The following is a 23,595-nucleotide window of genomic DNA, read 5'->3' on the forward strand; positions in this document are numbered from 1 at the left end:
TCCCCTTCGATCGGCCGCCTGATTGTTAGAGCAGCGTTCAATCTGAGCTATCTTCTCCCTACCCGTCAATGCTTCGCTTCAACGAAACTTGCAGTTAGAGTGATGCTCTAAGAATTGCCATGCAAGGAGGTGCCCGGCGTGAGACTGACCCCCACGGAACGTGACCGGCTGTTGCTCTTCGGCGCCGCCGAGCTGGCCCGCGCCCGCCGGGCCCGCGGTCTCAGGCTGAACGTGCCGGAGGCGACCGCGCTCATCGCGGACACCGTCTGTGAGGCCGCCCGTGACGGGCGAAGGCTCGCCGAGGCCATCGAGGAGGCCAGGGCCGTGCTCGGGCCGGACGACGTGCTGCCGGGTGTCGCCGATGTCGTGACCGAGGTGCATGTCGAGGCCGTGTTCGACGACGGTTCACGGCTCGCGGTCGTGGCCGATCCCATCGGAGGCGGCGGGTTGGGGGCCGGCGCGCCCGGCGCACTGCTGCCCGGGCCCGCACACGCCGAGCCCGGGGCGGTCGTACGGCTCGCGGTCACCAACACCGCCACCGTGCCCGTCTCCGTCACCTCGCACTTCCACTTCTTCGAGGCCAACCCGCGGCTCGACTTCGACCGGGCGGCGGCCTATGGGATGCGGCTCGCCGTCCCGGCGGGATCGTCGGTGCGGTTCGGGCCGGGGGAGCGTGTCGACGTCGGGCTCGTGCCCGTCGGGGGCGATCGGGTCGCGATCGGGTTCGCGGGGCTGGTGGACGGCCCGTTGGACACGCCCGGAGCCAAGGAAGAGGCCCTGCGCCGGGCGGCCGCCTGCGGATATCTGGGAGCCGGCACTCACACACCCGAGAGCGCCGAAGGAGCCGATCGATGAGCATCGACCCGTACGCGTACGCCGCCACTCACGGTCCCCGCGCCGGCGACCGTGTCCGCCTCGGCGACTCGGGGCTGACCATCCGCGTCGAGTCGGACGCCCAGCACTACGGGGACGAGTTCCTCGCCGGATTCGGCAAGACCGCCCGCGACGGTCTGCATCTCAAGGCCGCCGCTGTCCGTGACACCTGTGACGTCGTGATCAGCAACGTCGTCGTGATCGACGCGGTGCAGGGCATCCGGAAGGTGTCGATCGGGATCCGTGAAGGGCGGATCGCGGCGATCGGACGGGCCGGGAACCCCGACACCCTCGACGGCGTCGACGTCGTCGTCGGCACGGGCACGTCCATCGTGTCCGGTGAAGGGCTGATCGCCACCGCGGGAGCCGTCGACACGCACGTCCATCTGCTGTCGCCGCGCGTCATGGAGGCCTCGCTCGCCTCCGGTGTGACGACGATCGTCGGCCAGGAGTTCGGGCCGGTGTGGGGCGTCGGAGTCAACTCGCCCTGGGCGCTGCGGCACGCTTTCAACTCGTTCGACGCCTGGCCGGTCAACATCGGCTTCCTGGGCCGGGGTTCGTCCTCGCACGAGGCGCCGCTGGTCGAGGCGCTCGCGGAGGGCGGTGCGTCCGGCTTCAAGGTCCACGAGGACATGGGCGCCCACACCCGCGCGCTGGACACCGCGCTGCGCGTCGCCGAGGAGTACGACGTCCAAGTCGCCCTGCACAGCGACGGGTTGAACGAGTGCCTGTCCGTCGAGGACACCCTGCGCGTGCTCGAAGGCCGTACCATCCACGCCTTCCACATCGAGGGCTGCGGCGGCGGCCATGTGCCGAACGTCCTGAAGATGGCGGGAGTCGAGAACGTCATCGGCTCCTCCACCAACCCGACCCTGCCGTTCGGCCGGGACGCGGTCGCCGAGCACTACGGGATGATCGTCTCCGTCCACGACCTGAAGACCGACCTGCCGGGCGACGCGGCGATGGCCCGCGACCGGATACGGGCCGGGACCATGGGCGCCGAGGACCTGCTGCACGACCTGGGCGCGATCGGCATCACCTCGTCGGACGCGCAGGGCATGGGCCGCGCGGGTGAGACCGTACGCCGGACCTTCGCGACGGCCGGGAAGATGAAGGCCGAGCTGGGGCCGCTGGAAGGGGACCACTCCGGCGAATCCGGCGACGACAACACACGCGTCCTGCGCTACATGGCGAAGCTGACCGTCAACCCCGCCATCGCGCACGGCCTCGCCCACGAGGTCGGCTCCATCGAGGTGGGCAAGCTCGCCGACATCGTGCTGTGGCGTCCCGAGTTCTTCGGCGCGAAGCCGCAGCTCGTGCTGAAGTCCGGCTTCCCGGCGTACGGAGTCGTGGGCGACCCGAACGCGGCGACCGACACCTGCGAACCCCTCGTCCTGGGACCGCAGTTCGGGGCACACGGCGCGACCCCGGCGGACCTCTCCGTCGCCTTCGTGGCGCGGGCCGCACTCGACCAGGGCAACGACACCATGCCAACGCGCCGCCGTCGCGTGGCAGTTCGCGGCACCCGCGGGATCGGTCCTGCCGATCTGCGCCTCAACTCCCGTACGGGGACGGTCGACGTGGATCAGCGCACTGGGCTTGTCACCCTCGACGGCGACCCGTTGCGCTCCGAGCCGGCCGAGTCCGTCACCCTCAATCGCCTGTACTTCCTCTAAGGATCTCCCATGTCTGCTGCCGCCGACGGCTTCCGCATGCCCGCCGAGTGGACCCCGCACGAGCGCACCTGGATGGCGTGGCCAGGACCGAACGCCACCTTCGACGACCCGGACGACCTCGCCGAATCGCGTGCGGCCTGGGCGTCGGTGGCCCGTGCCGTACGCCGCTTCGAACCGGTCACGGTCGTGTGCGGGCCCGGTCAGTCGGCCCAGGCGCGGACCCTGCTGGGCTCGGGCATCGACACCGTCGAACGCGAGCTCGACGACGCCTGGATGCGGGACATCGGCCCCACCTTCCTCACCGACGGCAAGGGTGAACTGGCCGCCGTGGACTGGACGTTCAACGGCTGGGGTGCCCAGGACTGGGCCCGCTGGGAGCACGACGCCAAGATCGCGGCATACGTGTCGGACCTGGCCGGGGCACGTACGTACGCCTCGCGACTCGTCAACGAGGGCGGCGCGATCCACGTCGACGGCGAGGGCACCGTCCTGCTGACGGAGACCGTGCAACTCGGCCCGGAGCGCAACCCCGACTGGACCCGCGAGGAGGTCGAGGCCGAGATCCACGGCCTGCTCGGCACCCGCAGGGCGATCTGGCTGCCGCGCGGGCTGACCGGCGACTACCCTCCGCACGGCTTCGGAACGCTCGGCCATGTCGACATCGTCGCCGCCTTCGCCCGCCCCGGAGTCGTCGTCGCCCACTCCCAGCCGGACCCGGCCCACCCCGACCACGAGATCAGCGAGGAGGTCATCGGGCTGCTCACGCGTCAGACCGACGCGCGCGGCCGCCGTCTCGAGGTCGTCGAGATCCCCGCCCCGACGGTCCTGGAAGCCGACGGCCACTGGGCCGACTACTCCTACATCAACCACTACCTCTGCAACGGCGGAGTCGTGCTCTGCGGATTCGACGACCCGCGTGACGAGATCGCGGCCGGGATCTTCCGGCGGCTGTTCCCCGAGCGGACGGTGACGCTGGTGGACGCGAGGGCGATCTTCGCGGGCGGGGGCGGCATCCACTGCGTCACACAACAGCAGCCGAAGGCCTGAGAGCGGCGCAGGTCAGGTAGAACGTACGGGTGAACGTACTGCTCTGCGCCGCCTGCGGGCGGCGGCTGACCGAGCCCGTCCGGCAGCTCGACGAGATGCCCGAGTACCCGGGCTGGGACGGCAGACCCGACGCGGAGGGGCGGCGGCACGGTCCGGCGAGCGTCCCGCGCGGCACGTACGTGGTCGATCCGCTGCCCTTCGGGGCGCCGTTCGAGCCGTATGACGGTGACGAGGACGCGTACGACGGGATCGTGCCCGGCGGGATGTGGATGTCCGACGAGCGGGGCTCACTCGTCTCCACCGGGCCGCGCGGCACGTACGTCCTGCACCCGCTCGACGTCGTGGACCTCGACTTTCACCCCGACACGTCCCGCTGGGGCGGCTGCTGCGGCGCGAGTCCCTACAACGGAGTCAACCGCGTCTGCTCCTGCGGCGCCGAAGTCGCCATCGAGGCCAGTGACTGCTCGGGCGGCTACGAGACCCGGCTCGTCCCGGAGGCCGTTCGCGTGGAGGCAGCCGCGTGACGACCCGTCGGCGCAACACCGCCCCGCCCCGTGAGGACGTCCTGGCCGCGGCCATGGACATGATCGCCGAACGCGGTCTGGAGAAACTCACCATGGCGGCGCTCGGCCGCGAGGTCGGAATGAGCAGCGGCCACCTCCTCTATTACTTCCGCTCCAAGGACGAGCTGCTGCTGCGCACCCTGGAGTGGAGCGAGGGGCGGCTCGGCGTCGAGCGTGGAAGGCTGCTCATGCGGGCGGCTCCGGCGCGCGAGCGCCTCGACGCGTACGTCGACCTGTACGTTCCCGACGGCCACCGCGACCCGCACTGGACGCTCTGGCTGGAGGTCTGGAACCGCTCGCAGAACGCCGACGAGGACGCCCGCGAACGCCAGGCCGCCATCGAGGGCGCGTGGCACCGCGACCTCGTCGCCCTGCTCGCGGAGGGCATCTCGCACGGCGAGTTCCGCCCGGTCGACCCGGACCGTTTCGCGGCCCGCCTGCGCGCCCTCCTCGACGGCTTCTCCATCCACGTGGCGATCGGCCTGCGCGGCACGGCACGGGACCAGGTCCTGTCCCACGTACGGGAGTTCCTCGACGAGTCACTCACTCCCTCGGACGTCTGAGACCCCGTCCAGGTTGTACGCAATCCGACCGATTGACCTGTGCCAGGTGGTGCGTTTGCATCGGGTGAGCCCTCGGCGAAGGGCCGGGGATCAAGCGCTCACGGGGAAACAGGGGGAAGCATGCGCAGGACCATGCGGGGGGCGTCCGTCGCGGTGATCGCGGGGGCGATGTTAGCGGCGGGAGTGACGACGTCGGCGGCCGCGGCGCCCGAGCCGGAGACCGAGCGGATCACACTGTCGGCGACGGGGGAGCAGGGCGACGGGAACTCGTACGGACCGCAGTTCAGCGCCGACGGCCGCTACGCGGTCTTCACGGCGCGCGCGACCAATCTGGTGGCCGGCGACACCAATGGGAACTCGGACGTCTTCGTGCGCGACCTGCGCAAGGGGACGGTCGAGCGGGTCAGCGTCAGTTCGGACGGCGCTCAGGCCGACGGCGGCGAGTCCTCCGCGCAGGCCATCAGCGCGGACGGACGGTACGTCCTGTTCAGCTCCAACGCCAGGAACCTGGTCCACTGGGACAACCCGCCCACGAACGGCGCGGCCGAGGACATCTACCTGCACGACCGCCGCACCGGCACCACGGAGCGGATCAGTGTCGCCATCGACGGGGGTTCCGCCTTCACGGCCCACGCCACGATGTCGCCGAACGCCCGCTACATCGCCTTCAACGCCAAGGCCGACCGGATGGAGAACGACCCGGGTGACCTCTTCGGGATCGTGTACCTGTTCGATCGCCGCACCGGCACCGTGGAGCGGATCAGCAACCGGGACCGCCCGGACAACCCGTCGCTCCTGCAGGGCCTGAGCGACGACGGCCGCTATGTGGCGTACACGCAACTGGTGCCGCGCAGCTCAAACGGTCGCACGTGGGTGCACGACCGCCGAACCGGCACTGAGGAACAGGTCAACGTCAAGGCGGACGGCACCCCGGCGGAGCGGTACGCGATGCCCGCCTCGTTCTCCGCGGACGGCCGGACCATCGCCTTCGAGTACTGGGGTGACGAGGAGCTGGTCCCGGGTGAAACCCCCGGCACCGCCTCCACCGTCTATGTCCGCGATCTGCGCAAGGACGTCACCCGGCGCGTCAACGCCGGTCCCGCCGGTGAGAACCGGGTGAGTGAACCTCGGCTCAGCCCGGACGGCCGGTACGTGGCCTATCGGGCGGAACCGCGTCTGGCGGACGGGCGGTTCGGGCCGGCCAACGTCTACCTCCGCGACCTGCGCACCGGCGGCACCCGTCTGGTCAGCGAGACCGTCGCGGGCGAGCCCGCCACGGACGCCGACGTGGCGGTCTACTCGGTGAGTGCGGGAGCCCGGCGCATCGGCCTCGGCAGCTACTCCGCCCAGCTCGTCCCGGACGACACCAACGGTCACTACGACGGCTTCGTCCGTCGCCTGCGCTGAGTGACACGACGTTCACATACTGAGACACCCGTGAGCACGGGGGCGGTGCTGTGCCAGACTGCCCCCGTGCTCTCGTTCGCCATGATTATTGGCAGCAGGCGCGCCGGTCCGCAGTGACCGCACCGTACGACCACGTACGGGCGGACACCGTCGTCCTCGACCCGCGCGCAGACCTCTCGCACCCGCGAGAGGTTTTTCTGTTTCCTGGCCCACCTTCAGCCGGAACCGGAGCGCGAGGGATCATGGACGGTGGAGCCGGTCATTCCGGTAGACCGAATCCGATACAGGAGCCACTAGAGATGACGGACGCAACCGACGAGAATCGCGACCCCTCCCGTCGCGGCCCTTCCCGCGTCGACGACGATTTCCACGTCTTCGACACGACGCTGCGCGACGGTGCGCAGCGTGAGGGGATCAACCTCACCGTCGCGGACAAGCTGGCCATCGCGCGGCACCTGGACGACTTCGGCGTGGGCTTCATCGAGGGCGGCTGGCCCGGCGCCAACCCGCGGGACACGGAGTTCTTCGCCCGCGCGCAGCAGGAGATCGACTTCAAGCACGCCCAGCTCGTCGCCTTCGGCGCCACGCGCCGGGCCGGCGGCAAGGCGAGCGAGGACCCGCAGGTCAAGGCGCTCGTCGACTCCGGCGCTCCCGTCGTCACGCTGGTCGCCAAGTCCCACGACCGGCACGTGGAGCTGGCGCTGCGCACGACCCTCGACGAGAACCTGGAGATGGTCCGCGACACCGTCTCCCACCTGGTCGCGCAGGGCCGCCGGGTCTTCGTCGACTGCGAGCACTTCTTCGACGGCTACCGCGCGAACCCCGAGTACGCGAAGGCCGTCGTCCGGGCCGCCTCGGAGGCCGGCGCCGACGTGGTGGTCCTGTGCGACACGAACGGCGGCATGCTGCCCGCCCAGGTCCAGGCCGTGGTCGCGACCGTCCTCGCCGACACCGGCGCGCGCCTGGGCATCCACGCCCAGGACGACACGGGCTGCGCGGTCGCGAACACCCTCGCCGCGGTGGACGCGGGCGCGACCCACGTGCAGTGCACGGCGAACGGCTACGGCGAGCGCGTCGGCAACTCCAACCTGTTCCCGGTCGTCGCCGCCCTGGAGCTCAAGTACGGCAAGAAGGTCCTGCCCGAGGGCGCGCTGTCCGAGATGACCCGCATCTCGCACGCGATCGCCGAGGTGGTGAACCTGACCCCGTCCACGCACCAGCCGTACGTGGGTGTCTCGGCGTTCGCGCACAAGGCGGGCCTGCACGCCTCGGCGATCAAGGTCGACCCGGACCTGTACCAGCACATCGACCCGGAGCTGGTCGGCAACACCATGCGGATGCTGGTCTCCGACATGGCGGGCCGCGCCTCCATCGAGCTCAAGGGCAAGGAGCTCGGCGTCGACCTGGGCGGCGACCGCGAGCTGGTCGGCCGGGTCGTCGAGCGGGTCAAGGAGCGCGAACTCGAGGGCTACACGTACGAGGCCGCCGACGCCTCCTTCGAACTCCTGCTGCGCGAAGAGGTCGAGGGCAGGGCCCGCAAGTACTTCGACGTGGAGTCCTGGCGGGCCATCGTCGAGGACCGCCCCGACGGCAGCCACGCCAACGAGGCCACGGTCAAGCTCTTCGCCAAGGGCGAGCGCATCGTCGCCACGGGCGAGGGCAACGGCCCGGTCAACGCCCTCGACCGCGCCCTGCGCGTGGCCCTGGAGAAGATCTACCCCCAGCTCGCCAAGCTGGAGCTGGTGGACTACAAGGTCCGCATCCTGGAGGGCAAGCACGGTACCCAGTCCACGACCCGCGTCCTGATCTCCACCTCTGACGGGACGGGCGAGTGGTCCACGGTCGGCGTCGCCGACAACGTGATCGCCGCTTCCTGGCAGGCCCTGGAGGACGCGTACGCGTACGGGCTGCTGCGGGCCGGGGTGGAGCCGGCGCAGTAGCCGCCTGCGGCCGGGGCGGTTGGGCCGGCCTTTTTCGCCCCCGCCGCCCCTACCCGTCCCATCCTTCTGGGGCTCCGCCCCAGACCCCGTCGGGGGCCGGCCCCCGAACCCCCGCTCAAGCGTGTGGGACGCCGGGTGCGGGTTGGGTGTGGCTGGTCGCGCAGTTCCCCGCGCCCCTAAAGGGGCGCAGCCCTCGGCAGGGGCGAAACCTCCCACATGACCCCTTGACGGGCCCCTGGGACGCCAGTTGACTCGCGTTCTGACTCAAATGTCCGGAGCAGTACGAGAGTTGACAGCCCAGCGTCCTCAGTCCGGCCGAAGGGATAGTCATGCGGAAGGCCCCGCGCAGAACCGCCCTGCTCGTCTCCGTGTCGCTCTTGTCAGGCCTGCCGGCCCTCGCCTCGCCCCCTGCCGCCGCCGGCGAGGCGAAGGTACGGCTCACGACCGGCGCCGTGCACCCCGTGGCGGAGGGCACGCCGGCACGCGTGTCCCTGTCCGTCACCACAGGCACGGGCGGCGCCCCACTCACCGAGCCCGTGACGGTCGCGTACACGGCCACCGGCGACGACGTCGGCCCGGTGAAGGGCGAGATCACCTTCCCCACGGGCACGGCGTCCGGTGCGACCCGAACCGTCACCGTGCCGACACTCCGGGACGACTCCGCGGAGACAGCGGAGACGGTCCCTCTGAAACTCACCGTCAAGGGAGCCGAGGCACCCGCCGCGGATCCCCGGATAGTCGTGAACGCCCACGGACTGCCTTATCTCGACCCGAAGTTACCGATCGAGAAGCGTGTCACGGACCTCCTCTCCCGTATGACCCTGGAGGAGAAGGCCGGCCAGATGACGCAGGCCGAACGCGGCGCCCTCGCCTCCGAGGGCGACATCACGGCGTACGCCCTCGGCTCCGTCCTCTCCGGCGGCGGCTCCACGCCCACGCCGAACACTCCCGAGGCGTGGGCCGACATGATCGACGGGTACCAACAGGCCGCTCTGTCGACGAGGTTGCAGATCCCGCTCATCTACGGAGTGGATGCGGTGCACGGCCACAACAACCTCGTCGGCGCCACGATCATGCCGCACAACATCGGCCTCGGCGCGTCGAGAGATCCGGGGCTCGCGCACAAGACAGGCGCGGTGACCGCCGCCGAGACCCGGGCCACCGGCGTCCCCTGGGACTTCGCCCCCTGTGTGTGCGTGACGCGCGACGACCGCTGGGGAAGGGCGTACGAGTCGTTCGGCGAGGACCCGGCGCTGGTGAGGTCGATGGAGACGATCATCCAGGGTCTCCAAGGTGCCCGAAGCGGCAAGGACCTGAAGCGGGGCGACAAGGTACTCGCCACCGCCAAGCACTTCGTCGGCGACGGCGGCACGGCGTACGGCTCGTCGACCACCGGCACGTACACCATCGACCAGGGCGTGACGACCGTGACCCGCAAGGAACTTGATGCGGTCCATCTCTCCCCGTACGAGGAGGCCGTCGACCGGGGCGTCGGCTCGGTCATGCCGTCCTTCTCGTCCCTCGACGTCATCGGCGACGGCCGGGGCGCGGTGAAGATGCACGCCCGCGCCGACATGATCAACGGCGTCCTCAAGGACCGCATGGGCTTCGACGGCTTCGTGATCAGCGACTGGCAGGCCATCGACCAGATTCCCGGCGACTACGCGAGCGACGTCCGTACGTCGGTCAACGCGGGCCTCGACATGATCATGGTTCCGTACGCGTACGCCGACTTCCGCTCGACCCTGATCGCCGAGGCCGAGGCGGGACGCGTCAGCGAGGCGCGGATCGACGACGCCGTGTCCCGCATCCTCACCCAGAAATTCAGGCTCGGGCTCTTCGAGAAGCCGTACGCCGACAGGGGCGGTGCGTCGGCGATCGGCTCGGCCGGGCACCGGGCCGTGGCCCGTGAAGCGGCCGCCGAGTCCCAGGTGCTGCTGAAGAACGCGGGCGGTGTGCTGCCGCTGAGGAAGTCGCAGAAGGTGTACGTCGCCGGGTCCAACGCCGACGACATCGGCAACCAGACCGGCGGCTGGACCATCACCTGGCAGGGCTCGTCCGGGGAGATCACGGACGGGACGACGATCCTGGAGGGGATGCGCGGGGCCGGGGGCGATGTCACCTACTCCAAGGACGCGTCGGCGCCGACGGACGGCCATGACGTGGGTGTCGTGGTCGTCGGCGAGACCCCGTACGCCGAGGGCGTCGGCGATGTCGGCAACGGCCACGACATGGTGCTCTCCGCAGCCGACCAGGCCGCCGTGGACAAGGTGTGCGGTGCCATGAAGTGCGCGGTGCTGATCGTTTCCGGACGGCCGCAGCTCATCGGCGACCGGCTCGGCGACATCGACGCGCTTGTCGCCTCCTGGCTGCCGGGCACGGAAGGCGACGGCGTCGCGGACGTGCTGTACGGGAAGCGGCCCTTCAGCGGGCAGCTCCCTGTCACCTGGCCGAGGTCGGAGGCACAGTTGCCGATCAACGTCGGCGACTCCTCGTACGATCCGCAGTTCCCGTACGGATGGGGGCTGACGACGCTGACCAAGGTCCCGGAGGGCGGTCAGGCAACACTCAAGGCCCTCGCCGCCGCGGCCGCCGTGGCCGAGAAGACCGGATCCGAGGAGGCCGGGCGCGTGATCGTCACCAAGGCGCGGCTGATCGTCCAGCAGAAGGCGGGGCAGAAGATCACGGCGGCGGTCGCGAAGCCCTTCGCCGACGCCGACCATCTGCTGCTCACCGGACGGTACGGGGCGGCGGTGGCGAAGCTGACGGCGGCCTACCGGGCCGCCTGACCGCGCACCAGGCACGGCTGCCCACCAGTCACGAGGTACGTTTTCGGGCGCCCAGGAGTAGCTTCGAAGGTATGAAGGCCGTACTGACCCGAGGACTCTCCGTACTCCTGATCGCGTTCGCGGCCCTGGCGGTGCTGACCGTCGGGGCCACCGGCGCGCACGCGGCCACGGACGTCTCGACGGTCGCGGACGCCCTGAAGAAGAGCCCCGTGTACGTCGACCCGTCCGTGTCCGGGCAACTGCCGGAAGCCGACGCCGACGCCCTCGCCGAGAAGATCGAGAAGGCGGACAAGCCCGTCTTCGTCGCCGTGCTGCCGGCGGACTTCCCGAAGCAGGACCTCTTCCAGAACCTCCGCACCGCGACCGGCATCACGGGTCTCTACGCGATCCGGCTCGGTGACGAGTTCGACGCGAAGGCCGACTCCACGGTCCTGCCGGAGGACGGCGTCAAGAACCTCGTCACCAGCGTCCGGGGCGAGGACACGAAGACCCAGCTCAGCAACTTCACCGACCGGGCTCTCGCCAACGTCGGCGGCTCCGCGCCCAGCGGCTGGAGCGAGGGCGACGACAGCGTCCCGACCGGTGCGCTGATCGGCGTCGGCGCGGCGGTCGTGGCAGGCGGCGCGGGCGCGTACACCCTGGTCCGCCGCAACCGCCGCAAGCACGAGGAGGAGCAGCGGGAGGCGCTGGAGAAGCTCCGCGTCGTCGTGGACGAGGACATCACCGCCTTCGGCGAGGAGCTCGACCGGCTCGACTTCCACCCCGCGGAGGCGGGCGCGGACGACGCGATGCGCGCCGACTACGAGCGTGCCCTCGACGCGTACGACAAGGCGAAGTCCTTCATGGCGGCGGCCACACGCCCCGAGGAGGTGCGCGCCGTCACCCAGTCCCTGGAGGACGGGCGCTTCTCGCTCGCCGTGCTCGCCGCGCGCCGCGAGGGCCGGCCCGTTCCCGAGCGCCGGGCCCCCTGCTTCTTCGATCCGCGCCACGGTCCTTCGGTCGCCGACGCCACCTGGACGCCCGGGGGCGGGGCACCCCGCGACGTGCCGGTCTGCGCCGCCGACCAGGTCAGGCTGGCCGAGGGCCACGACCCCGCCGTCCGCGAGGTCGACACGGAAACCGGCCGCCGCCCCTACTGGGAGGCCGGCCCGGCCTACGGCCCCTGGGCCGGCGGCTACTTCGGCGGCGGCATCCTGCCCGGCCTCCTCATCGGCACGATGCTCGGCTCCATGATGGCCAGCCCGTCGTACGCGGCCGACTACGGCTCCGGGTACGGGAACTTCGGCGGCGGAGGCTACGAGGGCGGCGACGTGTCCGGCGCCGACTTCGACTCCGGTGACTTCGGCGGCGGCTTCGGTGGCGGCGACTTCGGAGGCGGCGGGGACTTCGGCGGCGGCTTCTGAGGGAGGCGGCTTCCGGGCCTTGGCGGAACGGGAGCCACCGGCCGAGGATGTGAGGCGTGACGAGTCTCTACGAACACGCGGGTGGGGAAGAGGCCCTGCACCGCCTGGAGGAGATCTTCTACACGAAGGCGCTCGCGGACCCTGTACTGCGCGAGGTCTTCCCACGCCGTGAACCCCACCACGTCGACCGTCTGACCTGGTTCACGGCCGAGTCCTTCGGCGGCCCGGACCGCTTCACCCGCGAACTCGGCTTCGCGCACATCATCGACGTGCACCGCGGGCTCCGTATCACCGACGAACAGCGCGACCGCTTCGTACTGGTCTATCTCGAATCCCTCGACGCGGCGGGACTGCCGGACGACGAGCCGTTCCGCGCGGCCGTGCGCTCGCACGTCGAGTTCGGGGCGGGGGTCGCGCAGCGGAACTCCCTGGCGGAGACGGACGAGGAGCTGCATCCGTTGCGCGAAGTCCCGCACTGGGACTGGTAGTTCGGCTGCGACGGGGATACGGACGCGGGCACGGGCCCGGCGCTGGGCAGCGCCGGGCCCGTGGACGTCGTACGAGAGACGAGGCAGGCGTCAGAGAGTCGACGCGGCCGAGGCGATGGCCGAGGCGAACGTCGAGACCTCGGTGTAGACGCCGGGGGCGTCGGGGCGGGCGCAGCCTATGCCCCAGCTGACGATGCCGACCTGGACCCAGGCGCCGGCGTTGTCCTTGCGGAACATCGGGCCGCCGGAGTCGCCCTGGCAGGTGTCGACGCCGCCTTCCTCGAAGCCGGCGCAGATCTCCTCGCTGGAGACGAGACCCTCGTACTGGTCGTAGGACCGGCAGACGGCGTCGCTGACGAACGGCACGGTGGCCTTCAGCATGTAGCGCTGCTGAGCACCGCCCTCGCGGGCCGCACCCCAGCCGGCGACCGTGAAGTCACCGGTGTTGTACTGCGAGGTGGTGGCGATCTTCAGCGTCGGCAGGTTGATGGGCTGGGCGAGCTTGATGAGCGCCCAGTCCTTGCCGGTGCCGTTGTAGCCGGGAGCCTGCAGGACCTTGGTGGAGCGCACCTGGACCCGGCCGCTGGTGGACTGCAGGTCCACGACACCGGCGGTGGCGGTGATGCTCGTGTTGTTGCCGGAGCCGCTCACACAGTGCGCGGCGGTGAGCACGATCTGCTGGGTGTAGAGCGCGCCGCCACAGCCCATGGAGAGCCGGACCATGAACGGGAACTCGCCCTGCGCGGCGCGGGTTCCGCCGACGACGGGCGCGGGGGCGGCCGTCGCGGCGGAGACGGGCTGAAGGCTGATGACCGCGAGGGCGGCGGCGCCGGCGACCGCGCATCTCTTGAGCGCCTTGAGGAGGTTCTTCAACGTGATGCCTTCCGTGGGGGGTTGACATACGAGCTGGTGGAACCGAACCGAACGACAGAAATGGCAGGAACATGCCAAATCATGCGGCAAAAGATCGCGTGATAGCTGGCATGAGCTGGTCAATTTCTGTTGAGGGATTATGAGAACGCCATGAGCGCCGCCACAAGGGGCGAAAACCGGCCGCACCTATCCGGTCAGGTTCGGTCGGGTCCCGGTGGGTCACGGTGGGTCCCGGCCGGTCCTGTCGGGACCGGTCGGCTCCGGGTCAGGCCACATGGAGGCGCCTGGCGACCTCCGGATCGGACAGCCCTCAGGGTGCGTGACGCGTAACTGGCATGGTCGGCACCGGAGTTCAGTCCGCCAGATCCGGCAGAGCAAGCCACTCCTTCCACGACAGATCCCGCCCGATGAACCGCGGCCGCTCGAAGGGCCATGCCTCCCCGATCCACCGCGGCACGAGCGCGTCAAGGTCCCGCTCCAACGTGCTCCCCACCTTCCCGTCCACCACCCACCAGGAGATCTCGGCATCGGCGCCTGCCTTCTCCGGCGGATCGATATAGACACACCCGTACTCGGCCGTCTCCGCCTCATCGAACAACACGTAGTTGAAGGACTCGTGAGCCGCGATCTCAGCCTCGTGCCGCTCCAGATCCTCCCGGTTCGCCTCGTACGTGATCGTGTCGGCGGGCCATCCCCAGGCCTCCCCGAAAATGGACCACAACCGCTCCCGCGACCCCATGACGGCCGGGTAGTCGATGGGCGCGTCCGCCCCGGTGATCGGACGCAGATGATGCCCACCGGGCACGTCGACGCGCAGCGGATGTACGAAGTCAGCGGGCAGCCAAGTCATGGCCGGAGGCTAACGGCCTGTCGGCCGCCCCGCATGGGATTATTCGCGACGCGTCCCCCGGAGCCGTATATCCGCCTTCCTGGGAGCCGTACCTGCTCCTTCCCGGAGCGGTATCCGCTACTTCCCGAAGCCGTACCTGCTACTTCCCGGAGTCGGAGAAGGCACCTCTCCCGCCCCTCTCCCACAGGCATATCGCTCACCGGCGGCATGCCACCAGCCGGGCGGCGAGACCCCGTCGACCTGGGCGGTCGCCTGACCGGGATGCAGCCCGAGCCGACGCAGGGCGCCCGCTGCCACGTACACCGTGATCCATCCGCGCGGGCGCCCGTCGTCCCCTCGCCCGCACAAGTGATCCCACCGCACCTCGCCGGGCACGTCGAACGGCATCCAGTCGATGCCGCGTTCGCGCAGTCAACCGCGCACGGCGGCAAGGGGGTTGGGGCGCCCGGACACGTTCTCGTACGAGGCGACGACGACCCATTCGTACGCGCTGTAGCCGCTCATACGATCCATGATGCCGGAGCCACCGAGCCGGCCCGTCTCCGACTCTGCCTCCGTCGGCTCACGCCACTCACGGCACGTGCATCTCGCGACCGGTGAATTCGATGGAGCGGCGGGCAGCGCCATCGTGGCAGTCGGGCAGGCCCGAAGTAGTGGCGATGCTCTTCCTTGCCGGTCACCGAGCTGTGGAACGTAGTCCCGCGAAAGCCGATGTGGTCGCCGTCTGCCGGGCCAACAAGGCCGACCATGCATCGGGGCCGTTGCCGAGGCGGGAGCCGGCCTGCAGGAAGCCGTGTTCCGCCGCCGGATTCGGGACGATGCCGCGCAGCGCGGGCGTGGTGAGTCCCTGGAAGATGCCGTTGAGCGGGTGTTCTTGAAGGTCGCGCCTGCGGAATCCAAGTGATCAGTAGGCTTCCCCCATGGCTGAGGGTGGGAGCGCGGACGTCGCTGGTGCCGGCCTCGACGATCAGAGGTGGTCCAACACCCGCGCGTGGGTGGAGAAGGGGTTGCGCGAGGGAGATCGCATACGTGCCGTTGTCCCGCTGCGAGGCGGGTGGACATCGCAGATGCGGCGCCTCGATATCGAGGGGAACGGCGAGCCGTACTCGCTCGTCCTGCGGTCTTTCGTCAAGCCCTTCTTCGTGAAGCACGCGCAGGGGTTGCTCACCCGGGAAGCCGACGTGCTGCGCCTGCTCGCGAACACGTGTGTGCCTGCAGCCGGCCTTCATGGTGTGGATGAGCGGGCGGAGCACTGCGACCACCCCTCACTGCTGATGTCGTTGTTGCCCGGCAGCGTGCGGCTGGGCGAGGAGGACGTCGAGCAGAGGACCGAGTTGCTCGCTCGGCAACTGGTCGGCATTCACGGGCTGCTCGTGCCGGCGCAGGCCCGCCCGCGGACGTACCAGGCCTGGACCGCGCCCGAACGGGTCCAGTTACCCGAGACAACACAGCGGCCTGAGTTGTGGCGACGCGCCGTGGACGTCATCCGCCGCCCGCCCCCGCCGTACCGGCCTTGTTTCCTGCACCGCGACTTCCACCCCGGCAATGTGCTTTTCACAGGCCGTGGCGCCGACCTGGTGATCACCGGCGTCGTGGACTGGGTGGAAACCTCCTGGGGCCCACCCGACCTGGACGTGGCCCACTGCGCCACCGCGCTCGCCCTGCTCCACGGTGCTCACGCCGGGATGCGGCTGGCAGATGACTATCTCGCAGCCGGGGGCGTCCTGAGCCAGGACCCGACAACTCACCTGTACTGGCGCTTGTTGGATGCGCTGGCCTTCGCACCGGACGCAGAGAAGGTCGCCGTGCCCTGGCGGGAACTCGGACGGCACGACCCGACCTCCGCCGTCCTCACCCACCGTTTGGAGGACTACCTCATGGAGCTCTTCGACCACTACGGCTGACCGCATGCCAGTCGAGTGATGGGAAGGGCTGCCTGATGGTCTCTCAGAACCGCCCCCAGGCCGGCGACGCCGACCCGATCTCCTGGCAGCCATGCCACCGCGTGAGGCCCTTCGCGCGTGGATGGACGCTTCATCGACCTCGACTTGGCATCGTCATCGTCATCGCCACTGGCATGGCGAGTCACTGCGCGCCGTCGTCGACACCAGGGCCCGATCAATCGCAATCGCACGCGTTGGACGCCGATTCCGCCGTGCACCGCTGGCAACTCCCGCCTCTGCCCGGAAAGATCGCCGGCATGGCATCCCACGCGAACCAGCCCCGCGCCCTGTCCTTCGACACTGTTGCCACGCAGTACGCTGCCGCCCGCCCGGGCTATCCTCCGGCCCTCTTCGACGCCGTGGAGGAGCTCGCCGGCCGAGCGCTGGCCGACGCCGACGTGCTGGACTGCGGGGCCGGCACCGGTATCGCCACCCGGCTGCTGCGCGAGCGCGGCGCCCGCGTCGTGGCCCTGGAGCCGGGCGCCGGGATGGCCGCAGAGCTGCGCCGGGCCGAGCCGGAGGTCCCGCTGGTGCGAGGCGAGGGGAACCGCCTGCCCTTCGCCGCCGGCAGCTTCGACGTGATCACCTACGCCCAGGCCTGGCACTGGACCGACCCGGCCCGCTCCGTCCCCGAGGCGCTGCGCGTGCTGCGTCCGCACGGCGTGCTGGCCCTGTGGTGGAACCAGGCCGACGTCCGCGTCGCGTGGGTCGCGGCCGAGGAGGACCGGCTCGCCCCCTTCACCCGCGGCTTCCCGACGACTGTGGCCGAGCTGTTCGCCCCGTTTCCGGTTCGGGTGTCCACCCGCGAGATCACGTGGTCGCGCCGGATCACCGTCGAGGAGCACACCCGCAACCTCGGCACCCACTCGCACTTCGTGATCATGGACCCCGTCGAGCGGGCCGAACTCCTCGACGCGAACCACACCGCACTGGCGCGGCTCTTCCCCGACGGCGAACTCGACGAGCCGTACCGGTGCGGCCTCACCGTCGTACGATCAGCCACCACTCAGGCCTGACCGGAACCGGAACCGCAGCGCATCCGCCTTCAGCCCGGCCCGTTCCGTTCAGTAGGTCAAAATCTGTCCTATATGCCTTCTACGGTGTCCCCATGGACAACACGCTTGATGGTGTGGGAATCAAGGCCTTCGAAGACGCGACGCAGCTGGAGGCCTGGCTGTCCGCCCACTCCGGGCTCCGGAGCGGTGTCTGGCTGAAGATCGCCAAGAAGGGGTCCGGCCAGGCGTCCGTCACCGTGGCGGAGGCGCTCGACGTGGCCCTCTGCCACGGCTGGATCGACGGTCAGCGTCGGGGCCTCGACGAGTCGTACTACCTGCAGAAGTACACCCCGCGCAGGCCGGGCAGTCTCTGGTCGATGGTCAACGTGCGCAAGGTCGAGGCCCTCACCGCAGCCGGCCGGATGCGGCCCCGGGGGCTCGCCGAGGTCGAGGCCGCCAAGGCGGACGGCCGGTGGGACGCCGCGTACGAGTCGCAGCGCAACGCCACGGTCCCGGACGACCTGACCGCCGCACTGGACCGCAGCCCCCGCGCGAAGGCCGTCTTCGAGGGGCTCGGCCGGACGGACCGGTACCTCGTCATCCTGGGCCTGCTGAAGGCCAGGACCCCTGAGGTCCGGGCCGCCCGGCTGGAGAAGGCGATCGGCGGGCTGGAGTCGGGGGCGGACCGCGGGTGAGGTAATCCGCTCGTGGGACGGCCTCGGTGACGTGCTGGAGACCCCGTACACCCGAGCGCCCGCCCCCCGCTCACAAGGAGCCGGACGACGGGCGCGCTCAGGATGCCTGCGGAAGCCGCGGGCTCAGGCAGCGTTCTTGATCGCCGAAATGTCGAAGTTCAGCTTGATCTTGTCGGAGACGAGCACCCCGCCCGTCTCCAGCGCCGCGTTCCACGTCAGACCCCACTCGGAGCGCAGGATCTCCGCCTTGCCCTCGAAGCCGACGCGCTCGTTGCCGAACGGGTCCTTCGCGGAGCCGTTGAACTCCAGCTCGATGGAGAGCGGCTTGGTGACGCCGAGGATGGAAAGGTCGCCGGTGATCCGGTAGTCGTCGCCGCCCAGGGCCTCCGCCTTGGTGGAACGGAACGTCATCGTCGGGAACTCGTCCGTCTTGAAGAAGTCCGCGCTCTTCAGGTGACCGTCACGGTCGGCGGAACCGGTGCTGATGCTGTCCATCTTGACGTCGATGGACGCGGTCGACTGAGACGGGTCGGAGCCGTCGAGGTGCAGGCTGCCGGTGAAGTCCAGGAAAGCGCCCTTGACGTTCGTCACCATGGCGTGCCGGGCGACGAAGCCGATCGTCGAGTGGGACGGGTCGATCGTGTACTCGCCGGTGAGGGCGGCCAGCTCGGGGTTCACGGCGGCGGGCGCCGCGGTGGTGGTGTCGGTCGTGTCCTTGCGGCCGAAGAGACTCATGACTAGCTCCTTGGGGGACGAGCCCCGGCCTTGCGCCGAAGCTGTTGAACCTTCAACGGCATTGACCGTAGACCTATTCCGTACGGATTTCAACAAAGGGCGTGCCGTGTTGGGTCGGTTACGCCCAGTTGTCATTGGTCTACACCTAAGATCACCCGTTGCCCCTCTGGTGAGCACGCGGCTCCTCGGGCACCATCGCCTGCCATGACTCCCACCCGCCGTACGGTCCTGCTGGCAGCGGCGCTCACGGCGAGCCCGCTGCTCACGCCCACCTCCTCCGCGTACGCCGCCGCCGACGAAGACGTGGAGAGGGAAAGGGGAGACGTGGAGAGAGAAGGTGTAGAGAGGGGAGGCGTCGAGAGAGAGGGCGTCGAGAGGTACGTGGACGACGCGTACGACCTCCTCCGACGTCGCTGGCTCGACATCGCCCTCGGCACCGGCTACGACCCGGCCGCCGAGCCGTACGCCGCCCGCCTCGCCGAGACCGGAGAACTGGCCCGCGGCTTCCGGCAGACCATGACCCCGACCAGCACCTCGCTCTGGCCGGGCCACCCGTACGACCCCCCGTCCGGCATCACCCAGAGCTACAGCCGGCTGTGGACGATGACGCAGGCGTACGTACAAGAGGGCACCGGCTCCACCGGCGACGCGACCCTCCGCGCGGACATCCTCCGCGGCCTCGACCACCTCTCGGCCACCGTCTACAACCCCTCCACCACCCGCTACGGCAACTGGTGGGAATGGCAGATCGGCAGCCCCCGGCTCCTCATGGACATCGTGGCCACCCTCCACGACGAGCTCACGGACGCCCAGGTCGCCGCCGCGTGCGCCGCCGTCGACCACTTCATCCCCGACGCCATGCTCCGCGACTACTCGGGGACGTCGACCGGCGCCAACCGTGTCGACCTGTGCCGCTCCGTCGCCCTGCGCGGCATCCTCGGCCGCGCCCCGGAGAAGCTCACGCTCGCCCGGGACGCGCTCTCGCCGGTCTTCCCGTACGTCACGAAGGGGGACGGGCTCTACGCCGACGGGTCGTTCGTCCAGCACACCTGGGTCCCGTACTCGGGGACGTACGGGCAGGTCCTGCTCGACGGACTCGGCCGCCTCTTCGCGCTGCTGGCCGGGTCGGACTGGGAGGTGACCGACCCGAACAAGCGGATCATCCTGGACAGCGTGGAAGGTGCCTACGCGCCCCTGATCCACGACGGGCTGATGATGGACAGCGTCAACGGGCGTGCCATCAGCCGGGGTTACCTCAAGAGCGACGACCGGCAGGTCATGCGCAGCGACCACTTCCACGGCCAGGCGATCATCGCCGCGATCGCCCTCCTCGCCCAGGGCGCGAGCGCGGCGGAGCGCGAACGCTGGTACGGGCGGATCAAGGGCTGGATCGAACGGGACACGGTCACACCGATCTTGACGGGCCGTCAGTTCGGCGTCGCCGATCTGGCCCGGCTGCACGCGGTCGCCGACTCGCCGGTCGCGCCCGCGCCCGAGCCGGTCGGCCACCGTCTCTTCGCCGCCATGGACCGGGCCGTCCACCGCCGTCCCGGCTTCACCGCCAACATCGCGATGGCAAGCGACCGGATCGCATACTACGAGTGCGGCAACGGCGAGAACCCGCGCGGCTGGCACACGGGTGCCGGAATGCTCTACTGGTGGGCCGCGCGGGCTGAGCGGTCCGACCGGTCCGACCGGTCCGACCAGTACACAGACTGGTTCTGGCCGACCGTCGACTGGTACCGGCTGCCCGGAACGACCGTGTCCACCAAGCGACTTGCCGACAAAGCAGGCGGCGAATGGGGCGAGCCCAAGCCCGCCGTGCGGTGGGTCGGCGGCACGACGGACGGGGAGTTCGCGGCGATCGGGCAGCACCTGAAGGGGCTCGGGTCGACCCTGGAGGTCCGCAAGTCGTGGTTCTGCCTCGCGGACGCGATCGTCTGCCTCGGCGCGGGGATCACGGCCACGGACGGCGTCCCCGTCGAGACGATCGTGGACAACCGCAACCTGGGGGAGGGCGGCACCCAGACCTTCGTACGAGGTCCCGGGTGGGCCCACCTCGAAGGCCACGGCGGCTGGGTCCTCCTGGACCGACACGACCTGCACACCCTCCGCGAGGACCGCACCGGTGCCTGGTCCGACATCAACACCACCAGCACCACCGAACGCCGGACCCGCCGCTGGCAGACGCTCTGGCTCGACCACGGCACGGACCCGGCGGACGCCTCGTACGCGTACGTCGTCCTGCCCGGCGCCTCGCGCGGCACGGTCGCCGCCCGCGCCGCCGACCGCCGCCGGCTGTCGGTCCTCGCCAACGACCCCGCCTGCCAGGCCGTGTCCGTGCCGCCCCTCGGCCTGACCGCCGCCAACTTCTGGCAGGCGGGAACGGCGGGCCCGCTCACCGCCTCGGCCCCCGCGAGCGTGCTCGTACGCCGCCGCGGCCGCACCGCTACCCTCTGCGTGAGCGAACCCCCGCGTACCGGGGAGCCCCTGGAGATCGTCTGGGACCACCCCGTACGCCGGGTCGTGCGGGCCGATCCGGCCGTCGAGGTGCTCGCCACCGGACGCCGGCTGAGACTGCGCGTCACTCCGGGGACGGCATGCGCCACGCGCGAATGTGAGGTGGCTCTCAGCTGACGGCTTTGTCTGACCTCTACAAGCCACACGCCCTCTGAGCAGTCAGATCGCCTGCATGCCGTCGGGGTTCTGTTCAGGGGTACCAGTAAAACGGGCCGGAGACTGTACGGAGTCGACGGCCCGCTTTCCTTGGTGGACTTCGTAAGGTCGCTACATGACCGTTTTGGACGAGACCGGATCCTCGGCCGGCGAACCCGCCGACGCCCGCGGGCGTGTGGCCGAACTGCACTCGATCCGTGCGGAGGCTCTTCGCGGACCCAGCGACAAGGCGACCGCGGCGCAGCACGCCAAGGGCAAGCTGACCTCGCGGGAGCGGATCGAGCTCCTGGTGGACGCCGGTTCGTTCAACGAGGTCGAGCAGCTGCGGCGGCACCGGGCGACCGGCTTCGGCCTGGAGGCGAAGAAGCCGTACACCGATGGCGTGATCACCGGCTGGGGCACGGTGGAGGGCCGCACGGTCTTCGTGTACGCGCACGACTTCCGGATCTTCGGCGGCGCGCTGGGCGAGGCCCACGCCACGAAGATCCACAAGATCATGGACATGGCCATCGCGGCCGGGGCGCCGCTGGTGTCACTCAACGACGGGGCGGGCGCCCGGATCCAGGAGGGCGTGTCCGCGCTGGCCGGGTACGGCGGCATCTTCCAGCGCAACACCCGCGCCTCCGGGGTCATCCCGCAGATCAGCGTGATGCTCGGCCCGTGCGCGGGCGGCGCGGCCTACAGCCCGGCGCTGACGGACTTCGTGTTCATGGTCCGTGAGACATCGCAGATGTTCATCACCGGACCGGACGTGGTCAAGGCGGTGACCGGCGAGGAGATCACCCAGAACGGCCTGGGCGGCGCCGACGTGCACGCCGAGACCAGCGGCGTGGCGCACTTCGCGTACGACGACGAGGAGACCTGCATCGCGGAGGTCCGCTACCTCCTGTCGATGCTGCCGCAGAACAACCGCGAGAACCCTCCGGTCGTCCACTCCGAGGACGCGGCGGACCGCCGCTCGGACGTCCTGCTGGACCTGGTCCCGGCGGACGGCAACCGGCCGTACGACATGGCCAAGGTCATCGAGGAACTCGTCGACGACGGCGACTACCTGGAGGTCCACGAGCGCTGGGCCCGCAACATCATCTGCGCGCTGGCCCGGCTCGACGGCCAGGTGGTCGGCATCGTCGCCAACCAACCGCAGAGCCTGGCCGGGGTCCTGGACATCGAGGCATCGGAGAAAGCTGCGCGCTTTGTCCAGATGTGCGATGCTTTCAACATCCCGATCATCACTCTTCTGGACGTACCCGGATTCCTGCCGGGCGTCGACCAGGAGCACGGTGGAATCATCCGCCACGGGGCGAAGCTGCTGTACGCGTACTGCAACGCGACCGTGCCGCGGATCTCCCTGATCCTGCGCAAGGCGTACGGAGGTGCCTACATCGTCATGGACTCCCAGTCGATCGGCGCGGACCTCACGTACGCGTGGCCGACGAACGAGATCGCGGTGATGGGCGCGGAGGGCGCGGCGAACGTCATCTTCCGCCGGCAGATCGCCGAGGCCGAGGACCCCGAGGCGATGCGGGTGCGCATGGTCAAGGAGTACAAGGCCGAGTTGATGCACCCCTACTACGCGGCCGAACGCGGCCTGGTGGACGACGTGATCGACCCCGCGGAGACCCGCGAGGTCCTCATCCGCTCGCTCGCGATGCTGCGCACGAAGCACGCGGACCTGCCTTCCCGCAAGCACGGAAACCCGCCCCAGTAGTAACTCGGCGGACCCATCGCGGCAACCCCGCGGACCTCTCTCTCACGGAGACTGACACCTATGGACATTCCTGATATTCGCGTCGAGAAGGGCCACGCCGAGCCCGAGGAAGTAGCCGCCATCACGGCAATCCTCCTGGCTCGCGCCGCCTCCGCACCGGCGGCCACCCCGACCCACCGAGGCCGCGCGAAGGCCGGCTGGCGCCGCCTCGAGCGCGAGCCGGGCTTCCGCGCCCCGCACAGCTGGCGCTGAGCCTCACGCCTCACGAAGGGCCCCCTCTTATGGGAGGGGGCCCTTTCGCATGCCTTGTCGGCTGCGGGCCGGTGGGGGCTGATCGCGCAGTTCCCCGCGCCCCTAGAAGGGGCGCGGGG

At 70.1% G+C, this 23,595-nt stretch carries 19 protein-coding genes; 16 read left to right on the top strand and 3 right to left on the bottom strand.

Going from position 1 to position 23,595, the window contains the following annotated elements; translation table 11 throughout:
* Positions 1-138: 138 nt before the first annotated feature.
* From ureA to GAS53_RS44210, 10 genes are all read left to right on the top strand, one after another.
* Positions 139-855 (top strand): urease subunit gamma, encoded by a 717-nt coding sequence (ureA, locus tag GAS53_RS44165; protein WP_151483424.1) that lies wholly within the window; start codon positions 139-141, stop codon positions 853-855.
* On the top strand, positions 852-2,549 hold the full coding sequence (locus tag GAS53_RS44170; protein ID WP_151483425.1) for an urease subunit alpha: 1,698 nt from the start codon (positions 852-854) through the stop codon (positions 2,547-2,549). Before ureA ends, GAS53_RS44170 begins: the two co-directional genes overlap by 4 nt.
* A 9-nt stretch (positions 2,550-2,558) precedes the next feature.
* Positions 2,559-3,596, top strand: coding sequence for an agmatine deiminase family protein (locus GAS53_RS44175; RefSeq protein ID WP_151483426.1), 1,038 nt, complete (start codon positions 2,559-2,561; stop codon positions 3,594-3,596).
* A gap of 29 nt (positions 3,597-3,625) precedes the next feature.
* Positions 3,626-4,120 (top strand): hypothetical protein, encoded by a 495-nt coding sequence (locus tag GAS53_RS44180; RefSeq protein ID WP_151483427.1) that lies wholly within the window; start codon positions 3,626-3,628, stop codon positions 4,118-4,120.
* A 53-nt stretch (positions 4,121-4,173) separates the two neighbouring features.
* The gene (locus GAS53_RS44185; RefSeq protein WP_225859473.1) at positions 4,174-4,722 is read left to right on the top strand and encodes a TetR/AcrR family transcriptional regulator; all 549 of its coding nucleotides are present in this window, start codon (positions 4,174-4,176) and stop codon (positions 4,720-4,722) included.
* A gap of 120 nt (positions 4,723-4,842) precedes the next feature.
* A complete protein-coding gene (locus GAS53_RS44190; RefSeq protein ID WP_151483429.1) occupies positions 4,843-6,129 on the top strand; it encodes a TolB-like translocation protein in 1,287 nt (428 codons plus the stop codon).
* Positions 6,130-6,428: 299 nt separating this feature from the next.
* A complete protein-coding gene (cimA, locus tag GAS53_RS44195) occupies positions 6,429-8,069 on the top strand; it encodes a citramalate synthase (protein ID WP_151483430.1) in 1,641 nt (546 codons plus the stop codon).
* A gap of 329 nt (positions 8,070-8,398) precedes the next feature.
* Complete coding sequence (locus tag GAS53_RS44200; protein ID WP_151483431.1) at positions 8,399-10,858, top strand: glycoside hydrolase family 3 protein; 2,460 nt, start codon at positions 8,399-8,401, stop codon at positions 10,856-10,858.
* 71 nt (positions 10,859-10,929) lie between these two features.
* Complete coding sequence (locus GAS53_RS44205) at positions 10,930-12,261, top strand: hypothetical protein (protein WP_151483432.1); 1,332 nt, start codon at positions 10,930-10,932, stop codon at positions 12,259-12,261.
* Between the two features lie 56 nt (positions 12,262-12,317).
* Positions 12,318-12,749: a group II truncated hemoglobin gene (locus GAS53_RS44210; RefSeq protein ID WP_151483433.1), complete on the top strand. Its 432-nt coding sequence runs from the start codon at positions 12,318-12,320 to the stop codon at positions 12,747-12,749.
* A gap of 90 nt (positions 12,750-12,839) precedes the next feature.
* Here GAS53_RS44210 and GAS53_RS44215 read toward each other — a convergent pair whose 3' ends face one another.
* Both GAS53_RS44215 and GAS53_RS44220 read right to left on the bottom strand, forming a co-directional pair.
* Positions 12,840-13,622 (bottom strand): serine protease, encoded by a 783-nt coding sequence (locus GAS53_RS44215; RefSeq protein ID WP_151483434.1) that lies wholly within the window; start codon positions 13,620-13,622, stop codon positions 12,840-12,842.
* Between the two features lie 352 nt (positions 13,623-13,974).
* Positions 13,975-14,472: an N-acetyltransferase gene (locus tag GAS53_RS44220; protein WP_151483435.1), complete on the bottom strand. Its 498-nt coding sequence runs from the start codon at positions 14,470-14,472 to the stop codon at positions 13,975-13,977.
* A 920-nt stretch (positions 14,473-15,392) separates the two neighbouring features.
* On the opposite strand from GAS53_RS44220, the gene GAS53_RS44230 reads away from it, so the two are divergent.
* The 3 genes from GAS53_RS44230 (at position 15,393) to GAS53_RS44240 (ending at position 18,105) form a co-directional block, all read left to right on the top strand.
* Positions 15,393-16,376: a phosphotransferase family protein gene (locus GAS53_RS44230; protein ID WP_151483437.1), complete on the top strand. Its 984-nt coding sequence runs from the start codon at positions 15,393-15,395 to the stop codon at positions 16,374-16,376.
* A gap of 296 nt (positions 16,377-16,672) precedes the next feature.
* A complete protein-coding gene (locus GAS53_RS44235) occupies positions 16,673-17,431 on the top strand; it encodes a class I SAM-dependent methyltransferase (RefSeq protein ID WP_151483438.1) in 759 nt (252 codons plus the stop codon).
* A 92-nt stretch (positions 17,432-17,523) separates the two neighbouring features.
* Positions 17,524-18,105, top strand: coding sequence for a YdeI/OmpD-associated family protein (locus GAS53_RS44240; RefSeq protein WP_151483439.1), 582 nt, complete (start codon positions 17,524-17,526; stop codon positions 18,103-18,105).
* A gap of 123 nt (positions 18,106-18,228) precedes the next feature.
* Here GAS53_RS44240 and GAS53_RS44245 read toward each other — a convergent pair whose 3' ends face one another.
* Complete coding sequence (locus GAS53_RS44245) at positions 18,229-18,840, bottom strand: YceI family protein (RefSeq protein WP_151483440.1); 612 nt, start codon at positions 18,838-18,840, stop codon at positions 18,229-18,231.
* Positions 18,841-19,044: 204 nt separating this feature from the next.
* Here GAS53_RS44245 and GAS53_RS44250 point away from each other — a divergent pair, with 204 nt between their 5' ends.
* From GAS53_RS44250 to GAS53_RS44260, 3 genes are all read left to right on the top strand, one after another.
* Positions 19,045-21,477 (top strand): polysaccharide lyase 8 family protein, encoded by a 2,433-nt coding sequence (locus GAS53_RS44250; protein WP_225859471.1) that lies wholly within the window; start codon positions 19,045-19,047, stop codon positions 21,475-21,477.
* 154 nt (positions 21,478-21,631) lie between these two features.
* Positions 21,632-23,224 carry an acyl-CoA carboxylase subunit beta gene (locus tag GAS53_RS44255; RefSeq protein WP_151483441.1) on the top strand — a complete coding sequence of 531 codons (1,593 nt, stop codon included), beginning with the start codon at positions 21,632-21,634 and terminating at the stop codon, positions 23,222-23,224.
* Positions 23,225-23,284: 60 nt separating this feature from the next.
* Positions 23,285-23,476: an acyl-CoA carboxylase subunit epsilon gene (locus tag GAS53_RS44260; RefSeq protein ID WP_151483442.1), complete on the top strand. Its 192-nt coding sequence runs from the start codon at positions 23,285-23,287 to the stop codon at positions 23,474-23,476.
* Positions 23,477-23,595 lie beyond the last annotated feature (119 nt).

The organism is Streptomyces albicerus, from assembly GCF_008905045.1.
GTDB classification, from domain to species: Bacteria; Actinomycetota; Actinomycetes; order Streptomycetales; family Streptomycetaceae; genus Streptomyces; species Streptomyces albicerus.